The following is a 14,740-nucleotide window of genomic DNA, read 5'->3' on the forward strand; positions in this document are numbered from 1 at the left end:
ACGATTACATCGCCCCATCGCCCCGAATTGGTACGGCGATGGGGCGATACCGCCAGTCCGGCGCGATTTCACCGCAGACCGGTCGGTTTTTGTGGTTAAAAGACTCGCAAGGCGCTGCAGCGCTATGCATATTTGGGAAAGCAGACGGACATAAGGCCGGCCGCAACGCTAGAGGAAGATCCAGTTAGGTGACGGCTCCCGTTCGATTTCCCCGCTTCTTCGTGACGAGCCCGGCTCCGTGCCCGTACCTGCCGGGCCGTAGCGAGCGGAAGGTATTCACCGAACTCAAGGGACCGCACGCCGATTCGCTGAACGATGCACTGGGCCGCATCGGCTTCCGCCGCAGCCAGACCGTCGCCTATCGCCCCTCCTGCATCGACTGCAACGCCTGCGTCTCCGTGCGGGTCGTGGCGTCCGAATTCCGCGCCTCGCGCACGCAGAAGCGCACGCTTGAGGCGCATTCGGATCTCGTCGCCACCGTCTGCCGCCCCTGGTCCACCAGCGAGCAGTTCGAACTGCTCCAGCGCTATCTCGCCGCGCGTCACCCCGAAGGCGGCATGACGACGATGGACGAAGTCGACTTCGCCGACATGGTGGAGCACACGCCGGTCACCAGCTATGTCATCGAATACCGCGAGCCGTCGATGGACGGCGTCGTGCCCGGTCGCCTCGTCGGCGCCTGCCTGACCGACCGCCAGTGCGACGGGCTGTCGATGATCTACTCGTTCTACGATCCCGAAAGCGCGCGGCAGGGGCTGGGCAACTACATCATCCTCGACCACATCCGCCGTTCGCAGGAGATGGGGCTCGGTTTCGTCTACCTCGGCTACTGGGTCGAGGGTTCGGCGAGGATGCAGTACAAGGTGCGCTATCGCCCGATGGAAAAGCTCGGCCGCGCCGGGTGGGAACGCATCGGCACCGCCGAACACGACCGTCTGATCGCCGCCGCCGTCGCCAGCCCCCGCCGCGACGATGCCGCCACCGGCCCCAAGGACGGGATGCCCTCCGTCACCAAGGGATGAGGGCGGAGGTTATGTGGCGGGCAATCGCCGGTCATCCCCGTTTTGGAAACCTGATGGCGTCGTGGTCGGACAAACCTGACTGAACTCACTTCGTCATTGCGAGCGAAGCGAAGCAACCCAGGGCGGCGTAGTGCTGCCCTGGGTTGCTTCGCTTCGCTCGCAATGACAGGCTGGGTTTCATGTCAAAGTGCGTCGCTCTTCCGGGCGGGCCAACGGCACTGTTACGTTTGTGCTGATGCACAATTTTCAGGCACCACTTGCCTGAATATTGAACACAACATTTCCCAAATCCGGCGCATCATATGCGACAGATTGTTTACTGACCGGGTAAATCACCCAAATGCGGTCTTTTCGCAGGCGCACACTCGGCCTATCAGTAGCGCCACCGCATTGGCACGATTCTTGATGGGAATCGCGCGCGAGGCTTCTGGTTCCCGGACCGGTTCCCTCAAGATACAGTCCGGGTGCAAGTGCAGGGGTCCAGGCAGGCGTGAAGAAAATCGAAGCCATCATCAAGCCGTTCAAGCTCGACGAAGTGAAGGAAGCGCTGCACGAAGTCGGCGTCTCGGGCATCACCGTCACCGAAGCCAAGGGCTTCGGGCGCCAGAAGGGCCACACCGAACTTTACCGCGGCGCCGAATACGTCGTGGATTTCCTCCCCAAGGTTAAGCTCGAGGTCGTCGTGCCCGACGCTCTGGCCGAGCGCGTGGTGGAGGCGATCGCCGACGCCGCGCAGACCGGCCGCATCGGCGACGGCAAGATCTTCGTCGTCCCCGTCGAGACCGCCGTGCGCATCCGCACCGGCGAGCGCGACGACGACGCGCTCTAAGGATCGCAGAAATCGGGCTGCGACGGTGGGGGCCGTCGCATTCCCGCAACAAGACCAACCCTATCCTCTTTCGGGATCGGAAGAGTAACGCTGGAGAACCAAGAAAATGGCTAGTGCAAAGGACGTCCTCAAGAAGATCAAGGACGAGGAGATCGAGTGGGTCGATCTTCGCTTCACGGACCCCAAGGGCAAGTGGCAGCACCTGACCATGGTTTCGACCGTCCTCGGCGAGGATGAGCTGGAAGACGGCCTGATGTTCGACGGTTCGTCGATCGAGGGCTGGAAGGCCATCAACGAGTCGGACATGATCCTCAAGCCCGACCTCGACGCGGTCTACACCGATCCGTTCTCGGCCACCCCGATGCTGATCCTGTTCTGCGACATCGTCGAGCCCTCGACCGGTGAACTCTACGCCCGCGACCCGCGCTCGACCGCGAAGCGTGCGGAATCGTTCGTCAAGTCGGCCGGCTTCGGCGACACCGTGTTCGTCGGCCCCGAGGCCGAGTTCTTCATGTTCGACGACGTGAAGTTCTACGACGGCTACGACGGCAACGGCTTCAAGATCGACGACATCGAACTGCCGGGCAACACCAACAAGGAATACGACACCGGCAACCTGGGCCACCGCCCACGTGCCAAGGGTGGCTACTTCCCGGTCGCTCCGGTCGACTCGGCCGTGGACATCCGCGCCGAGATGGTCACCACCATGCTCGAAATGGGCCTGCCCTGCGACAAGCACCACCACGAAGTGGCGGCTGCCCAGCACGAACTCGGCCTGACCTTCGGCAAGCTGGTCACCACCGCCGACCGCATGCAGATCTACAAGTACGTCGTGCACATGGTCGCACAGGCTTACGGCAAGACCGCAACGTTCATGCCCAAGCCGATCATGAAGGACAACGGATCGGGCATGCACACGCATATCTCGATCTGGAACGAGGGTGAGAACACCTTCGCCGGCAACGGCTACGCCGGCCTGTCGGAGACCTGCCTGTACTTCATCGGCGGCGTCATCAAGCACGCCAAGGCCCTGAACGCCTTCACCAACCCGACCACCAACAGCTACAAGCGCCTGGTCCCGGGTTACGAAGCACCGGTTCTGCTCGCCTACTCGGCGCGCAACCGCTCGGCCTCGTGCCGCATCCCCTACGGTGCGGGCACCAAGGCGAAGCGCGTGGAATTCCGCTTCCCCGACGCGATGGCCAACCCCTACCTGTGCTACGCTTCGCTCCTGATGGCCGGCCTCGACGGCATCAAGAACAAGATCCACCCGGGCGAAGCCATGGACAAGAACCTGTACGATCTGCCGCCGGCCGAACTCGCCGAAGTGCCGACCGTCTGCGGTTCGCTGCGCGAAGCTCTGGACGCCCTCCAGGCCGACCACGCCTTCCTTCTCGAAGGCGGCGTGTTCACCGAGGACCAGATCGAAGCCTACCTCGAACTCAAGTGGCCGGAAGTGCTGCGCTGGGAAACCACGCCGTCGGCCGTCGAGTTCGACATGTACTACAGCGCCTGATCCATCCGATCAGCGCTGGCGACCAGTTCGCCGAGAGGGGGCGTCCGGAGCAATCCGGGCGCCCCTTTCGCGTTCCGGGGCTAATGACAATTCCGGATAGCGCCGCTCCTCCTCAAGAATCCGCTTTCCTACAGCACCGACGTGGATGTACCTCATGCGTACCCCGCAAGAGACGGGACCGTATCTGGCGGCGTTTCCGCCGTATTCACACCTATTCGGGCGCGCGAAGTGTAGTTGTTCTGCACGCGATACTGCGTGCGCCGTCTGTAGCGAAAGGGCACGTACATGAATCGCAAGCCGATCTTTGATGCCGTCCGCAAGATGCTGGACCGTTCGTTCACACAGGCCGAAGTCAACGCGCTGGACAAGGCCATCGACCTTTCTACCGGCGCGTTGACCGCAAGCCTCGCCCCCGAGCCGGTCGCAGCCCCCGCAAGCCCCGCTGCGGCGACCGGGCGCGTGCTGGGCGCCGCCGGGGCCAAGCTCATCAAGAAGTGGGAAGGCTGCGCGAAGCGCCTCGCGGACGGCACCTTCGCGGCCTATCCCGACCCCGGCAGCGTCGACGGCAAGCCCTGGACGATCGGCTGGGGCTCTACGGGCTCCGACGTGAAAAAGGGCGTCGTCTGGACGCAGGCGCAGTGCGATGCGCGTTTCGACGTCGACATGGTCGATTACGTGAAGGAAGTGGCCGCCTTCATCGGCTCTGCCGCGACCTCGCAGAACCAGTTCGACGCGCTCGTCTCGTTCCATTACAACACCGGCAAGATCACAAGTTCGTCGCTGGGCAAGCTGCACAAAGCGGGTGACTTCGCCGGGGCGCAGGCCCAGTTCGGCAAGTGGATCTACAACGACGGCAAGCCGATGACCGGCCTCAAGAACCGGCGCGCGGACGAAGCGAAACTCTACGGGACAGCATGACCGACACGAAAACCCCCGCTCAGTTGATCGACGAACGCATTGCCGAACTCGGCGACTGGCGCGGGGAGGCGCTGGCAAGAGTGCGGGCCGTCGTCCACGCCGCGCTGCCCGAGGTGGTCGAGGAATGGAAATGGCGCGGCGTGCCCACGTGGTATGCGGGCGGCGGCATCGTCTGCACCGGGGAGACCTACAAGGCGGCGGTCAAGCTGACGTTCGCCAAGGGCGCCTCGGTGCCCGACCCGGCGGGCCTGTTCAACGCCAGCCTCGAGGGCAACGTGCGCCGCGCCATCGACATTCATGAAGGCGACGCGATCGACGAGGCGGCGCTTTCGGCGTTGCTGCGCGACGCCGCCGCGTTGAACGGGGCTGAGAAGAAGCGGTGACAGCGTCCCCGCGAGGGGACTTCGACCGGCTGTGCCCGACCCTTCGACAAGCTCAGGGTGAGCGGGGAATGGGTAAACCTCTCAAACCCGGTCAGGCTGGAGCTTGTCGAAGCCCCCTCGGGACAAGCGGTAAGGTTCAGCCCGGCACCGCGCCCGTCTCCACGCCGGTCCTGTCGTGGAGGGCGAAGCGGTCGACGATGTCCGCGCTCGCCCGGTTGTAGCCGACCACCTCGACGCTGCGGCCGTCGCGCTGCAGCCGCTCGACCACCTTGTCCAGCGCGCCCACGCCCGAGATGTCCCAGAAGTGCGCGGCCGAGACGTCGATCACGATGTGCCCGGCCGCCGCCTCTTCCTGCGCCTCGTCCTGGAAGGCGCGGATGAAGCGGTCCACCGAGGCGAAGAAGATCTGGCCCGAGACGCGGTAGGTGGCGATGCCGTTCTCTTCGCCGCGCTCCACCGCGAACATGCGCTGGACTTTGCCTGCGAAGAATACGCCGGACAGCAGCACCCCCGCCAGCACGCCGAGCGAAAGGTCGCGCGTCGCCACGACGACGCCGACGGTCACCAGCATCACCACCGACGAGGTCGGCGGATGGCGCCTGAGGTTCGCGATCGAGGCCCAGCTGAAGGTGCCGATCGAAACCATGACCATGACCGCGACCAGCGCGGGCATCGGCACCCGGCCGACCCACGGCCCCAGCACCGCCAGCAGGAACAGCAGGAACGCGCCCGCGACGAACGTGGAGAGCCTCCCGCGCCCGCCCGAGGTCACGTTGATCACCGACTGGCCGATCATCGCGCAGCCGCCCATGCCGCCGAAGAGGGCCGCCACCACGTTGGCGCCGCCCTGGCCGACGCACTCCGCGCGCTTGTCGCTGTCGGTCTGGGTCATGTCGTCGACGATCTGCGCGGTCAGCAGCGATTCGAGCAGGCCCACCGCCGCCATCGTCAGCGCGTAGGGGGCGATTATCCGCAGCGTCTCGAAAGTCAGCGGCACATGGGGCAGGGCGAAGCTGGGCAGGCCCTCGGGCAGCTTGCCCATGTCGGCCACGGTATTGACCGGCAGGCCGATGCCGATCGAGATCGCCGTCAGCACCAGGATCGCCACCAGCGGCGAAGGCACGGCCCTGGTGACGCGCGGGAACAGGTAGATGATCGCGAGACCGCCCGCGACCATGACATAGGTCTGCCAGCCCACGTTGGTCAGTTGCGGCAACTGCGCCATGAAGATCAGGATGGCCAGCGCGTTGACGAACCCGGTGATGACCGAGCGCGAGACGAACTGCATCACGAGGTCGAGCCGCAGCAGTCCGGCGATGGCCTGGAAGACACCCATCAGGATGGTCGCGGCGAAGAGGTATTCGACGCCGTGGTCGCGCACCAGCGGGCCGACCAGAACGGCAACGGAAGCCGTCGCCGCCGAGATCATCGCCGAGCGTCCGCCGACGAGGGCGATGACGATCGCGATGGCGACCGAGGCATAGAGCCCGACGCGCGGGTCCACCCCGGCGATGATCGAAAAGCCGATCGCCTCGGGGATCAGCGCGAGGGCGACGACGATGCCGGCGAGGACGTCGCGGCGCGCGGTCGCGGCACCGGAGAACCACTGCCGGGCGTAGCGGGCGAGTTTGTCTGACATGGAAATTCCACAACAAGGCACGATGGCAGGACCACGGGCGCCAAATGGGCGCTGAGGTTTCAGGTCATGTGTGATGTTGTCCGGCGGATCGGCGGCCGGAATAGCCACCCGGAATTGCACCGGGTCCTTGCGATTGCTGCTCTGTTAGAGCAGCGGGCCATCAGTTTGCAAGGCTTGAGTGCCCTCCCCATGTCGGGGAGGGCAGGGGCCATCAAAGGCGCAGGCCCGCCGTCTCGTCGAGACCGGCTATGATGTTGAGGTTCTGCACCGCAGCCCCGCTCGCGCCCTTGCCGAGGTTGTCGAGGATCGCGACGAGGCGTGCCTGCGTGCCGTCCTTGGCACCCAGAACGCGCAGGGTAAGGGTATCGACAGGCTCCATCGAGGCGCGCAGCAGCAGTTCGTCGGGCTGGTCGGTCTCCACCTTCACGACTTTGCTGCCGGCGTAGAACTCGGCCAGAGCGGCGCGCAGGGCGTCGGGCGATCCGGCTTGCGGCATCATCGAGAGGTGCAGCGGCACTTCGACGAGCATGCCGCGATGGGCGGGCACCACGGCGGGGGCGAAGATCGGATCGTGGCCGATGCCCGTCTGCGCCTTCATCTCGGGCACGTGCTTGTGGCCGAGCGCGAGGCCGTAGGCGCGGAAGGCGATGTCGGTGTCGTCCTCGAAGCGCGCGATCAGCGCCTTGCCGCCGCCCGAATAGCCCGAGACGGCGTGACACACGTAGGGCCAGTCGGCAGGCAGCAGCCCGGCGCGCACCAGCGGGGCGACGAGGGCGATGAAGCCGGTGGGGTAGCAGCCGGGATTGCTGACGAAACGGGCCTGCGCGACCGTGTCATGGCCGACGATCTCGGGAAAACCGTAAGTCCAGCCCGCCGCGACGCGGTGGGCGGAGGAGGCGTCGATCACGCGGGTACGCGGGTTGGCGATCATGCTGACGGCGGCCTTGGCGGCATCGTCGGGCAGGCAGAGGATCACGACGTCGGCGTCGTTCAGCGCCTCGGCCCGCGCGGCGTCGTCCTTGCGGCGATCATCGCTGAGCGTGATCAGCGAGAACTCGCTGCGCCCGGCGAGCCGGTCGGCGATTTCGAGGCCGGTGGTGCCCGCCGCACCGTCGATGAAGACGCTGGTGGTCATGCCGCTTCCAGATCCGAGAGAGCCACGTAGCCGACCGCGCCGTCCTCGCCGAGCTGGCCCCAGGACCACTTGCCCGCGATATCCAGCACGTTGAAGGTTTCCCCCGCAGGCAGGTCGGCGATGACTTCCGCATCGTCGCGGCCGAAGACGCGCAGGATCGCGCCGGACTTGAGCGCGCGCGGCATCGGCACGGCATAGTGCGGCACGAAGTAGCGGCCCGCCAGCTTGATGTGGGCAAGGTCGCCGCGCACGGGCAGGCAGCCGGGATCCGCGCTCACGCTCGGTCCGGTCATGGCGAGCATGCCGTCCGTCTGGTCAGGGCGAGTATACGAATCCACAGATGCCAACGCGGGTGCGTCTCCAAAGTCAAAGATGGGCGCGCCTACCCGAGACACGGGATTCTTTCAAGCATAGCGCGCTTTCAGCATGTGCCATGCCGCGCGAAGGCCGAGCGCTTCGCCGCCCTTCGGACGGCCCGCCTTCGCGGTGGGGCGCCAGGCGAAGGTGTCGAAGTGCGCCCATTCCACGCCCTTGGGGACGAAGCGGTCGAGGAACAGCGCCGCCGTGCTCGCGCCCGCGAAGCCGCTGGACCCGGCGTTGTTGATGTCGGCGACGTCGGACTTGAGGTACTCGCGGTAGCCTTCGTGCAGGGGGAGGCGCCAGCACGGGTCGTCCACCGTCTTGCCCGCCGCGAGCAGGGCGTCGGCCGTCGCATCCTCGCGGGTGAAGAGGGCGGGGAGGTCGGGGCCGACCGCGACGCGGGCTGCTCCTGTCAGAGTGGCGAAGTCGATGATGAATTCAGGGCCCGCCTCACCCGCGCGGGTGAGCGCATCGCCCAGGATCAGGCGGCCTTCGGCGTCGGTGTTGCCGATCTCGACGGTGATCCCGGCACGGCTGCGCAGGACGTCGCCGGGCCGGAAGCTGTTGCCGGAAATGGCGTTCTCCACCGCCGGGACCAGCACGTGCAGGCGCACCGGGAGGTTGGCGCTCATGATCAGGCGGGCGAGGGCGAGGGCGTGGGCCGCGCCGCCCATGTCCTTCTTCATCAGCAGCATGCCCGCGGAGGGCTTCACGTCGAGGCCGCCCGAATCGAAGCAGACACCTTTGCCCACCACGGCGATGCGCGGGTTCTTCGGGTCGCCCCATTCCAGTTCGATCATGCGCGGCGCGTGGCTGCGGCCCGCGGCGCGGCCGACCGCGTGGACCATCGGGAAGTCGCGCTCCAGCACCTCGCCGCGCGTGACGCGGATCTCGGCGCGGAAGGCCTTGTGCAGCGCTTCGGCCTCGGCCTCCAGCTGGGCAGGCCCCATGTCTTCGGCCGGAGTGTTGACGAGGTCGCGCACCAGCATGACCGCCTCGGCCTCGGCAGTGAGAGCGGCGATCTGCGCGGGTTCGCCGGTCAGGAGCAGGCGCGGGCCGTGGTCCTCGGCGTCGGCCTTGTAGCGGTCGAAGCTGTACTGGCCGAGAATCCAGCCGAAGATCGCCGCGCCCGGCTCGCCGCCAGCACGGCGGTAGGTCCCGGCGGGCAGTTTCTCGGCGAGTTTCGCCATGCACCAGCCGCCGAGCGTTCCGGCGTCGGCCACGCCTGCGGCCACGCTCCAGCCGTCGCCCTCGGGGAGAATGACGTATTCCCCGGCACTTGCGTCGAAGCGAGCGGCCTCCAGCACGGCGCGCTGGGGAACGGTGAGGCCTTTCGTGAATTTCTCCAGTCCGTCCTTGTCGACGAGATGGATGGAGACGGCCTGCTGGCCGCGATCGGGCTGGATCAATGCGTTCTTGTCGCTCATGGCCTGATTCTCTAGCCTCCACCCGAGCCTGAGTGCGAGAGGAATTTTGATGCGATACTCCGGTATGGTTGTTGTTCTGGCCTTTGCCGCCGCTGCGTGCAGTGGATCGGGCGACAGCGATCCTCAGCCGAGCGCCACGGCGGTGGCCAGCGAAGAGGCACTGCCGATGGCCTCCACCGAAGCGCCCTCGGAAGCGCCCGCCGTGAAGGGGCGCTCGGAAAAGGAGGAGAACGACCTTTACGAGTTCGGCTATTCCTATCCCGACGCGGCGGCGGCGCTACCCGGCCTGCGGGCGATGCTCGACAGGAAGCTGGACGATACCAAGGGCGAACTGGTCTCCTCCGCACGCAGCGACAAGGCGGAGATGACCAAGGACGGCTTCCCCTATCACGCGCATTCGATGCAGGTGGACTGGAAGGTCGTGACCGACCTGCCGGGATGGCTGTCGCTGTCCTCGGAGATGTACCAGTACAGCGGCGGCGCGCACGGGATGAGCGGGTTCGATACCCTGCTGTGGGATCGCGGCGCCGACACGGCGCGCAAGCCGATGGACCTGTTCACCAGCCAGGACGCGCTGCGTGATGCCTTGCGCACGCCGTTCTGCGACGGGCTCGACAAGGCCCGCGCGGGCAAGCGGGGCGAGCCGGTCCAGCGCGACAGCGGGCAGATGTTCACCGAATGCATCGACCCGACCGCGCAGACGCTGATCCTGGGTTCGACAAACCGCAAGACCTTCGATCGCATCGGCGTGCTCGTTGCGCCTTACGAGGCGGGGCCTTACGCGGAAGGTAGCTATGAAGTGACGGTGCCGGTGACGGGCAAGGTGATGGCCGCGCTCAAGCCGCAGTATCGCTCGGCCTTCTCGGTGAAACCCTGATCTCGCAATTTCACCCCGGATGCGCTATCTGGGGCGGATGACCGAATACCAGATCGTAGAGCCCGGCCAAGAAGCGCTGCTGCGCGACGGCACCATCAAGCTGCATGGCCCCGACGGCTTCGAGGGCATGCGCCGCGCCGGCGCGCTCGCCGCGAAGATCCTCGACGAAATCGCGCCGATGGTGCAGCCGGGCGTTTCCACCGCCGAGATCGACGACAAGGTGCGCGAACTGACCCTCGCGGGCGGGGCGGTCCCGGCGACGCTGGGCTATCGGGGCTATGCGCATTCGTGCTGCATCTCGATCAACCACGTCGTCTGCCATGGCATCCCGTCGGAAAAGACGCTCAAGGACGGCGACATCGTCAACATCGACGTCACCCCGCTGCTGGACGGCTGGCACGGCGACACCAGCCGTATGTACCTGGTCGGCGACGTGCCGCTGAAGGCGCGCCGTCTGGTCGACGTGACGTACGAGTGCCTGATGATCGGCATCGAGCAGGCGAAGCCCGGCAACCGTGTGGGTGACATCGGCGCCGCCATCCAGGCTTATGCCGAGGCGAACCGCTACGGCGTCGTGCGCGAGTTCTGCGGCCATGGCCTCGGCCGCCTGTTCCATGACGCGCCCGAAGTGGTCCATGCCGGTCGCCCCGGCACCGGCCCGCTGCTCAAGCCGGGCATGTTCATGACCATCGAGCCGATGATCAACCTCGGAAAGCCGCCGGTAAAGCTGCTGAACGACGGCTGGACGGCGGTGACCCGCGACAAGTCGCTCTCGGCGCAGTTCGAGCACTCGATCGGCATCACCGAGGACGGTTGCGAGATCTTCACCACCAGCCCCAAGGGCCTGCACAAGCCGCCTTACGCCTGACGTCGTCCCGGACTTGATCCGGGACCGCTGGCCATGAACGGCTTACCTTGCTGCGCGTCCCTGCGAGCTATCGCCTCAAGATTTGCCTGCGGTCCCGGATCAAGTCCGGGATGACGAGGTATCGCCCCGGCGCGGGCCTCGTGGATGACCCGGCGCGTATGGCGTGACAGTCTCCCTCGAAACGAGGAGGGAGAGTGATGGTGGCTGACCTGTCGGGCGGTATCCCGGTCGAGCGCGAATTCGTCGTGGCCGAAAAGCCCGACGACGGCATCCGCGATGCGGTCAACGTGTGGATCGAAGAGGAGAACGGCCTCTTCGCCATGCGCGTGGGCGTCGAGGCGGTCGGCGCGCAGTGGGACCGGCACGAACTGTGGCTCGACATCGCCTTCGCCGACGGGCGCCTGTGGTCGCGGCGCGGCGCGGGCGAGCCGCATTCCCCCTACGACGCTCAAGGCAGGCCCTCGGTGCGCGGGACTGGCCCGGTACGCTTCGAATGCGCGGAGCCGTTTCGCCGCTGGACGGCTGCCTTCGATGGGCCGGTGGCGCGGACCAGCGCGCAGGAAATCCTCGACAACCCCGATTTCGCCGAAACCGCGTGGAGCAAGGTCGCCTTCACCGTCGACATGGAGATGGCCGCGATCCCTTGGGAGCCGGGCACGATCCTGCCCGAAGCAGCCGAGGCGCTCGGCGGCAAGCAGGGCGACTACATGAGCCCGCGCTACGAGCAGCTGTTCCGCTGCAGCGGCACCCTCGTCATTGATGGCGAGGAGCGCGCGTTTCGCGGCAATGGCCTGCGCATCCGCCGAACGGGTTTCCGCGCCTTCGCGGGATTCTGGGGGCATTGCTGGCAGTCCGCCGTGTTCCCGGACGGCCGCGCGTTCGGGTTCAATTCCTACCCTGTGCGCGAGGGTGAGCCGCCGAGCTACTCGGAAGGCTGGATCATCGAGGACGGGGTGCGCACCGGCGCGCGGCCGGTGGTGATCCCCTGGCTGCGGCGGCTGGTGACCGGCGGCGAGGACGTGTCCTGCGTGCTGGAGACGGTGGACGGGCGCCGGGTGAAGATTGCGGGGCGGACTTTCGCCAATACCCGCTCTCGCGGCGGGCATGTGCTGCCGCCGGACTGGCCCAAAGACTGGCCGATCGTCCAGCAGGCGCACGCGGTTTATACGTGGGATGGTAAGCGCGCGACGGGCATGATCGAACGGTCGAGCAAGCCCAGCGTAATGGAGTTGTAGTGGGGAAGGCGCACCTCCGTCCCTCCCCTCCCGCAAGCGGGAGGGGAGAAGCATAGCCCTCCCGCTTGCGGGAGGGCCGCGAGACTTGGCAGCTTGCTGCCTAATCGCAGCGGGGTGGGCGCCTGCTCCCGATCAGAAATAGGCCCCGATCAGAACTTGTAGTTCGCGCTGATCGTGAAGTTGCGCGGCGCGCCGTAGCGGTACTGGCTGAACGAACCGATCTGGCTGTAATACTTCTTGTCGAACAGGTTCTCCAGGTTGCCCTGAATCTGCAGTGCCTCGCTGACGTTGTAGCGCGTCATCAGGCTGACCAGCGTGTACCCGCCCTGCTGGAAGCGGAAGGCCGCGCCGGTGTAGGGGTTGAGCCCGTCGGTGTAGGCCTTGCTCCGGTAGTTCACGCCGCCGCCCACGGTCAGGCCGTCCAGCAGGCCGGAAAGATCATAGGTGGTGAAGATCTTCAGCAGCTTGCGCGGCTGGTCGGAGTTGGCGATCACGCCGTTCGCATCCTCGGCCTTGAACTGGCTGTAGCTGGCGTTGAGGTTCCAGCCCGGCATCGGCTCGCCGGTGGCCTCGATCTCGAAGCCCTTGCTGGTGACCCCCTGCGCGGCGCGGTACGGTTGGATCGGGGTGCTGCCTTCGACCGGAATCGGCGCGCCGTCGGTGATGCCCACGTTGTCCTGCTCGATGCGGAACAGCGCGATCGAGGTCTGCAGCGCGTTGCCGAAGAAGTTGCTCTTCAGGCCGATCTCGTAGGCATTGCCGTTGAGCGGGGCGAGCAGATTCAGGTCGCGATCGCGCAAGTTCTGCGGCTGGAAGATCTTGGTGTAGCTGGCGTAGATGCGGTGGTTCGACGCCACGTCGAAGAGCGCGCCGACGTAGGGGATGAACACGTTGTCATCGCCGTAGTCGCTGGTGCCGCTCCAGGCGAAGCCCTTCTGGCTCCAGCTGGAGATACGGCCGCCGACGATCACCTTGAGCGGATCGGCGATGTTCATGCGCAGTGCGCCGTAGTAGCCGGTCTGCTCGATGCGCTCCTGTTCGTTGCGCACGGCGGTGGTGCCCCAGACGGGCTCGGGGAAGGGCAGGCCCTTCTGGCCGATGAGCGGCGTGTTGGTGGCCCACGAATTCAGCCCGGTGCCCCAGGCCGGATTGTTCTCCGTGTAAGGCGCGACATAGTTGTCGGTGTGGCGCTTCAGGACGCTGTGCAGCGCGCCCAGGACGATCTCGTGATCGCGGCCGAACAGGTTGAATTCACCCTTCAACTGCGCGTCGAAGCTGTTCTGGACGCTGAGGCCCTTGGACTTGTACGGGTTGCTCGACTCGATCGTGCCGGTTGCCTTGTCGACGCCGCCGTACATGTAGAGCAGCTGGGTATCGCCGGTGTTCTTCAGGCGGTTGTAGTTGACCGTCAGGTTCCAGTTGTCACCGAAGCCCTGGCGCACGGTGGCGTAGATGTTCTGGTTGGTGCTGTTCCAGTAGGTCCAGTTCGCCGCCGTGGTCTGCGAGCGCGGCAGGTCGGTGGTGGTTCCGTCCGTGTAGAACGTGGGCAGCGAGCCCCAGCTGGCGCCCTTGGGCTTGGTGTCCTGGTGGCTGATGCCCGCGCGGACCAGCGTGGAGTCGGTGAGGTCGGCCTCGACCACGCCGTACAGGACCCACTTCTTGCGGTCCTGGATATCCATGAAATACTCGCCTTCCTCGTAGCGGCCGACGACGCGGGCACGCACGCGGCCGTCCGAGGTCAGCGCGCCGCCGACGTCGGCGGAAAGGCGCCAGGTGTTCCAGCTGCCGATGCTGGCGTTGGCATAGCCGGTCAGCTCGGTGGCGTCGGCATGCTTGCGCACGAGGTTGACCGAGGCCGACGGGTCGCCCGCGCCGGAGAGCAGGCCGGTGGCGCCGCGCACGATCTCGACGCGCTCGTAGATCGAGACGTCGATGCTCGTCTCGCCGTTGCCGCCGGCGAGGGTCCATGCGGCAGGGACGCCATCGACCTGGGTGTTGCGGATCTCGAAGCCACGCGCGAAGAACGAGTTGCGCACGTCGTCGACTTCGCTGACGGCGACGCCCACGCCGTTCACGATCACATCCTTAACGCTGATCAGGTTCTGGTCGAGGATGCGCTGCGCGGTCACGATCGAGACCGACTGCGGCGTTTCCTGAACCGACAGGCCGAGGCCGGTGGCGGTGTCGATCTTGTTCTGGATTGTGTACTTGCCGGTGACGACGATCTGGTCGCCATCGGTTTCCTCACCTGCGGTCTGGGCCACGGCGGGAGCGGCGACCAGGACGCCTGCACACCCCAACATGAGAGCGAACTTGAACTTCATTTGGTAATCCCCCTGCTTGCGGATTTCACGCACTCGTTTGCAGGCGCCGCTAACGGGAATGAGTATCATTCGCAATAGCAATATTGCGCGACAATTTCATTTGGTCGCAAATGTGGCGGCAGGATCGCGCGACGAGGTCGCGAAAGGGTGTTGCGGGGGTATGCTCGATTGATGCCCACCTCGTCATTGCGAGCGAAGCGAAGCAAT

Annotated in this window: 13 protein-coding genes and 1 other annotated feature; of the genes, 8 read left to right on the forward strand and 5 right to left on the reverse strand. The window is 66.0% G+C overall.

The genetic code is table 11. The annotated features are described in order from the left end of the window. Positions 1-188: 188 nt before the first annotated feature. The 5 genes from BES08_RS16385 to BES08_RS16405 all read left to right on the forward strand — a co-directional run bounded on the left by BES08_RS16385 (position 189) and on the right by BES08_RS16405 (position 4,668). Positions 189-1,022, forward strand: coding sequence for an arginyltransferase (locus BES08_RS16385; RefSeq protein WP_069708943.1), 834 nt, complete (start codon positions 189-191; stop codon positions 1,020-1,022). Between the two features lie 490 nt (positions 1,023-1,512). Next, complete coding sequence (locus BES08_RS16390; RefSeq protein ID WP_008832116.1) at positions 1,513-1,851, forward strand: P-II family nitrogen regulator; 339 nt, start codon at positions 1,513-1,515, stop codon at positions 1,849-1,851. Positions 1,852-1,957: 106 nt separating this feature from the next. Beyond that, complete coding sequence (gene glnA / locus BES08_RS16395) at positions 1,958-3,367, forward strand: type I glutamate--ammonia ligase (RefSeq protein ID WP_008832115.1); 1,410 nt, start codon at positions 1,958-1,960, stop codon at positions 3,365-3,367. A gap of 285 nt (positions 3,368-3,652) precedes the next feature. Beyond that, positions 3,653-4,285, forward strand: coding sequence for a lysozyme (locus tag BES08_RS16400; protein ID WP_069708944.1), 633 nt, complete (start codon positions 3,653-3,655; stop codon positions 4,283-4,285). Further along, complete coding sequence (locus BES08_RS16405; protein ID WP_069708945.1) at positions 4,282-4,668, forward strand: DUF1801 domain-containing protein; 387 nt, start codon at positions 4,282-4,284, stop codon at positions 4,666-4,668. The genes BES08_RS16400 and BES08_RS16405 overlap by 4 nt, the downstream gene beginning before the upstream one ends. Positions 4,669-4,804: 136 nt before the next feature. Here the strand turns inward: BES08_RS16405 and BES08_RS16410 are convergent, their stop codons facing one another. From BES08_RS16410 to BES08_RS16425, 4 genes are all read right to left on the reverse strand, one after another. Then, positions 4,805-6,307 (reverse strand): SulP family inorganic anion transporter, encoded by a 1,503-nt coding sequence (locus BES08_RS16410; protein ID WP_069708946.1) that lies wholly within the window; start codon positions 6,305-6,307, stop codon positions 4,805-4,807. A gap of 74 nt (positions 6,308-6,381) precedes the next feature. Beyond that, positions 6,382-6,437 (reverse strand) — a sequence feature (sul1 is cis-regulatory element that is thought to sense ions involved in sulfur or methionine metabolism; They are found in Alphaproteobacteria). Positions 6,438-6,518: 81 nt separating this feature from the next. After that, positions 6,519-7,442 (reverse strand): N-acetyl-gamma-glutamyl-phosphate reductase, encoded by a 924-nt coding sequence (argC, locus tag BES08_RS16415; RefSeq protein WP_069708947.1) that lies wholly within the window; start codon positions 7,440-7,442, stop codon positions 6,519-6,521. Continuing rightward, positions 7,439-7,744 carry an SH3 domain-containing protein gene (locus BES08_RS16420; RefSeq protein ID WP_036525990.1) on the reverse strand — a complete coding sequence of 102 codons (306 nt, stop codon included), beginning with the start codon at positions 7,742-7,744 and terminating at the stop codon, positions 7,439-7,441. Before BES08_RS16420 ends, argC begins: the two co-directional genes overlap by 4 nt. A 102-nt stretch (positions 7,745-7,846) precedes the next feature. Further along, positions 7,847-9,229, reverse strand: a complete 1,383-nt coding sequence (locus BES08_RS16425) for a leucyl aminopeptidase family protein (RefSeq protein ID WP_069708948.1) — start codon at positions 9,227-9,229, stop codon at positions 7,847-7,849. 64 nt (positions 9,230-9,293) lie between these two features. On the opposite strand from BES08_RS16425, the gene BES08_RS16430 reads away from it, so the two are divergent. From BES08_RS16430 to BES08_RS16440, 3 genes are all read left to right on the forward strand, one after another. Beyond that, a complete protein-coding gene (locus tag BES08_RS16430) occupies positions 9,294-10,106 on the forward strand; it encodes a DUF4163 domain-containing protein (RefSeq protein ID WP_008831601.1) in 813 nt (270 codons plus the stop codon). A 37-nt stretch (positions 10,107-10,143) separates the two neighbouring features. Continuing rightward, positions 10,144-10,974 (forward strand): type I methionyl aminopeptidase, encoded by an 831-nt coding sequence (gene map, locus BES08_RS16435; protein WP_008831600.1) that lies wholly within the window; start codon positions 10,144-10,146, stop codon positions 10,972-10,974. Positions 10,975-11,171: 197 nt separating this feature from the next. Then, positions 11,172-12,209 carry a DUF7064 domain-containing protein gene (locus BES08_RS16440; protein ID WP_069708949.1) on the forward strand — a complete coding sequence of 346 codons (1,038 nt, stop codon included), beginning with the start codon at positions 11,172-11,174 and terminating at the stop codon, positions 12,207-12,209. A gap of 149 nt (positions 12,210-12,358) precedes the next feature. On the opposite strand, the gene BES08_RS16445 is transcribed toward BES08_RS16440, so the two are convergent. Beyond that, a complete protein-coding gene (locus tag BES08_RS16445) occupies positions 12,359-14,533 on the reverse strand; it encodes a TonB-dependent siderophore receptor (RefSeq protein ID WP_069708950.1) in 2,175 nt (724 codons plus the stop codon). Positions 14,534-14,740: the final 207 nt, after the last annotated feature.

Origin of the sequence: Novosphingobium resinovorum (genome assembly GCF_001742225.1) — a bacterium.
GTDB lineage: Bacteria > Pseudomonadota > Alphaproteobacteria > Sphingomonadales > Sphingomonadaceae > Novosphingobium > Novosphingobium resinovorum_A.

Coding starts and splice junctions, on each gene's coding strand:
- BES08_RS16410 (WP_069708946.1), bottom strand. CDS start 6,307: ATGTCAGACAAACTCGCCCGCTACGCCCGGCAGTGGTTCTCCGGTGCC.
- map (WP_008831600.1), top strand. CDS start 10,144: ATGACCGAATACCAGATCGTAGAGCCCGGCCAAGAAGCGCTGCTGCGC.
- argC (WP_069708947.1), bottom strand. CDS start 7,442: ATGACCACCAGCGTCTTCATCGACGGTGCGGCGGGCACCACCGGCCTC.
- BES08_RS16425 (WP_069708948.1), bottom strand. CDS start 9,229: ATGAGCGACAAGAACGCATTGATCCAGCCCGATCGCGGCCAGCAGGCC.
- BES08_RS16405 (WP_069708945.1), top strand. CDS start 4,282: ATGACCGACACGAAAACCCCCGCTCAGTTGATCGACGAACGCATTGCC.
- BES08_RS16445 (WP_069708950.1), bottom strand. CDS start 14,533: ATGAAGTTCAAGTTCGCTCTCATGTTGGGGTGTGCAGGCGTCCTGGTC.
- BES08_RS16400 (WP_069708944.1), top strand. CDS start 3,653: ATGAATCGCAAGCCGATCTTTGATGCCGTCCGCAAGATGCTGGACCGT.
- BES08_RS16440 (WP_069708949.1), top strand. CDS start 11,172: ATGGTGGCTGACCTGTCGGGCGGTATCCCGGTCGAGCGCGAATTCGTC.
- glnA (WP_008832115.1), top strand. CDS start 1,958: ATGGCTAGTGCAAAGGACGTCCTCAAGAAGATCAAGGACGAGGAGATC.
- BES08_RS16420 (WP_036525990.1), bottom strand. CDS start 7,744: ATGCTCGCCATGACCGGACCGAGCGTGAGCGCGGATCCCGGCTGCCTG.
- BES08_RS16430 (WP_008831601.1), top strand. CDS start 9,294: ATGGTTGTTGTTCTGGCCTTTGCCGCCGCTGCGTGCAGTGGATCGGGC.